We start from the raw sequence: 2,919 nt of genomic DNA, 5'->3' as shown, positions 1-2,919 counted from the left end.
GCCGCCGGCGCCGCCGTTCGTCTTGTCGCCGATCGAGCCGATGAAGTCGACGGCGTCGCTGCCCCAGCTCCACACCTGGTCCCACCAGCCCTTGCCGGTGCCGACCCACTCCTGGAGCGGGGTCAGCTCCCAGATCAGCCAGCCGCCCACGAAGAGCAGCAGGATCAGGACGAGGCAGCCCTTGAGGCAGCCCAGGCCCGGGATCCGGACCGGGTTGGCGCTGCGGCGGCGGGGTTCGCGCGGCGGGCGCGGCTCGCGCGGGGGCTGCTGCCGGGGCGGGCGCTGCTGCGGGGGCTGCTGCACCGGCGGCTGCGGCTGCTGCCGGTACGGCGCCTGCTGCTGCGGCGGCTGCGGGGGCTGGTACGCCTGCGGCTGCTGGTACGGCTGGGGCTGCGGGGCGTACTGGGGCGGCTGCTGGTACTGCTGCTGCGGCGGCGGGGCCGGGCGGTACTGCGGCGGCTGCTGGTGCTGCTGCGGCTGGTTCTGGTGCGGCTGGTGCTGCGGGGGCGGCGGCGCCTGCCGCTGCGGGCGCCGGCGCAGGGGGTCCTCGCTCGGGTCGAGGTAGTGCATCTGCGTCTGCTCGTTGCGGTCCCGCGCGGCACGCATCTGCGACTGCCACGGGTGCGGGGCGTCGGGACGCTGCACGGGCGGCATGACGGAGGTCGGGTCGGGGGCGCCCGGCCCGCCGCCCGCGCCCGGCCCGCCGGCGACGGGCGGCAGCACGGTGGTGGCGTCCGCTCCGTCGACCGGCGGCAGGACGCTGGTCATGGCGTTCGGGTCGTACTCCTCCGCCGCCGCGACGGGCGTCACCTGGGTCGGCGCCGCGCTCCCGGGGAACTGGGGGGCGGTGGTCGGGACCGGCGCCGGGGAGGGGTCGGGCGCGAGCAGCGCGCCGACGCCGAGGGCGGCCTCGACCTCGTCGGGCGAGGAGTGCACGCGGATGCCGGCGGCGACCACGCGCAGGCCGCGGGCCAGGTTCTCGGCGCTCGGGCGCTCGCCGGGCTCCTTGCGCAGGCAGCGCTCGATGACGATCCACAGCGCCTCGGGCACGGACGGGGGCCGCTGCGGGTCCTCGCTGAGGTGGCGGTGGAGCACCTCCAGCGCGGTGCCGCCGGCGAAGGGCGGGCGGCCGGTGAGGAGCTCGTACAGCAGGATGCCGGCGCCGTAGATGTCGACGGCGGAGGTCTGGGGGCGGCCCTCGGCGGACTCGGGGGCGACGTAGGAGGGGGTGCCGACGAACTCGTGGGTGCGGGTGAGGCCCGGGGAGTCGGCGAGGCGGGCGATGCCGAAGTCGGTGAGCATCGGCTTCATCTGGCCGTTGCTCTCGTCGAGCAGGACGTTGGCCGGCTTCAGGTCGCGGTGGACGACGCCGTCGGCGTGGCTGGCGGCGAGGGCGTCCGCGATCTGGGCGGTGAGCAGGGCCGCGGCGACCGGGCTGAAGGGGCCGTTCTGCCGGATGTACTTGTGCAGGTCCGGGCCGTCGATCAGGTCCATGACGAGGGCGAGGAGGTCGCCCTCGACCACGAGGTCGCGGGTGCGGACGATGTTGGGGTGCGTCAGGCGGAGCAGGACGGAGCGCTCGCGCAGGAAGCGCATGACGATGTCGGCGTCCTGGGCCAGCTCCTCCTTGAGGACCTTGATGGCCACGGTCTCGCCGGGCTGGCCTGCGACGGCCGCCTCCGCGCCGGCCGTCTCGCGCTGGCGGGCACGCCAGACGGTGCCCGTGGCGCCGCGTCCGAGCGGCTCCTCGAGCAGGTACTTGCTGCCGACTGGCCGCACGTCTCGCGCTCCCCTGCTGTCGTCCTGCTGTCGTGGGGCCCCTTCGGGGTCCCGGTGGGTTTCCGGGCCAACTCTAGGGGGTGTCTCGATGGAGGACGCGGGTCGAGGGAGGTTGGTTGCCGCACATTTGTGCGAAGGGTGAGTTTTGCGGCGTATGCCGGAGGTCCTTTTCCCCGGAATTACCTCGTCGTTCGCCCGATCGGGTGGCCTGATCGTTGCGGCGGGGGTGGGCGGCCCTCGTCAATCAAGATCATTTCTGGCTGGGTGCCGGGCGTGTTGCGGGTGACAGGTGCGAGGATGCACCCGTACGGAACGGCCGGGACGGGAGCCCTGCCTTCCGGCTGACCTGAACGGACGAAGCGTCCGTGCCGGGCGGGGGGTTGACCGGGCAGACATGTCCCGCCGCTCCTCCCGCCGGGCGCCCCGCACCGCGCACTGCGCTCCGCGCAGAAGGGACCGCTGACGGCGATGCAGATCCGGCTGACCGTCCTCGGGTCGCGCGGCGGCCACCAGGCCGCCACCGCGCCCGCCGGCTGTGACGTGCTCGTCACCGCCCCCGCCGGGACCGCGCTGGCCGCCGTGGCCTCCGGGCTCGCGGCGACCGTCGGCGGCCCCGACACCGGTGGCACGGTGGTGCTGTACGCGGGGTCGCGCCGGCTCGACCTCCAGCGCACGGTGCTGGGCGAGCCCCCGCTGGTGGACGGGGCCGTGCTGACGCTGCACGTCCCGGCCCCGGAAGCGGACGCGCTGGGCGACGACGGGCTCGGCGCCCCGCAGCTGCAGGTGGTGGCGGGCCCCGACGCGGGCGGCGTGCACCTGCTGCACCCCGGATCGGTGCGGATCGGGCGCTCGGCGGACGCGGACGTCCCGCTGGACGACCCGGACGTGTCGCGGCTGCACTGCACGGTGACCGTGATGCCGGACGGGCGGGTGGCCGTGGCCGACCTCGGCTCGACGAACGGCACGACGCTGGACGGCACGCCGGTGGGGGTCCGGGCGGTCCCGCTGCCGCCGGGGGCGCTGCTGCGGATCGGCGAATCCACCCTCCGCCTCGCCACGGGCGCCGGCCCCCGCCTCCGGGTCGTCCCGGACCTGGAGGGCCACCTCGCCCTGACGGACGCCTCCGGTGGCGGCACGGGG

Annotated in this window: 2 protein-coding genes; one reads left to right on the top strand and one right to left on the bottom strand. The window is 75.8% G+C overall.

Going from position 1 to position 2,919, the window contains the following annotated elements:
- Positions 1-1,779, bottom strand: a 1,779-nt coding sequence (locus VR44_RS38160; RefSeq protein WP_045952272.1) for a serine/threonine-protein kinase, incomplete at its 3' end; no start/stop codon positions are given.
- 468 nt (positions 1,780-2,247) lie between these two features.
- On the opposite strand from VR44_RS38160, the gene VR44_RS38155 reads away from it, so the two are divergent.
- A partial coding sequence (locus VR44_RS38155) for an FHA domain-containing protein (protein ID WP_045952271.1) occupies positions 2,248-2,919 on the top strand: 672 nt, incomplete at its 3' end.

It is taken from the genome of Streptomyces katrae (assembly GCF_000966975.1).
GTDB lineage: Bacteria > Actinomycetota > Actinomycetes > Streptomycetales > Streptomycetaceae > Streptomyces > Streptomyces katrae.
The sequence above is the reverse complement of the archived record's forward strand: the minus strand, read 5'-3'. Positions and strand labels throughout refer to the sequence as shown.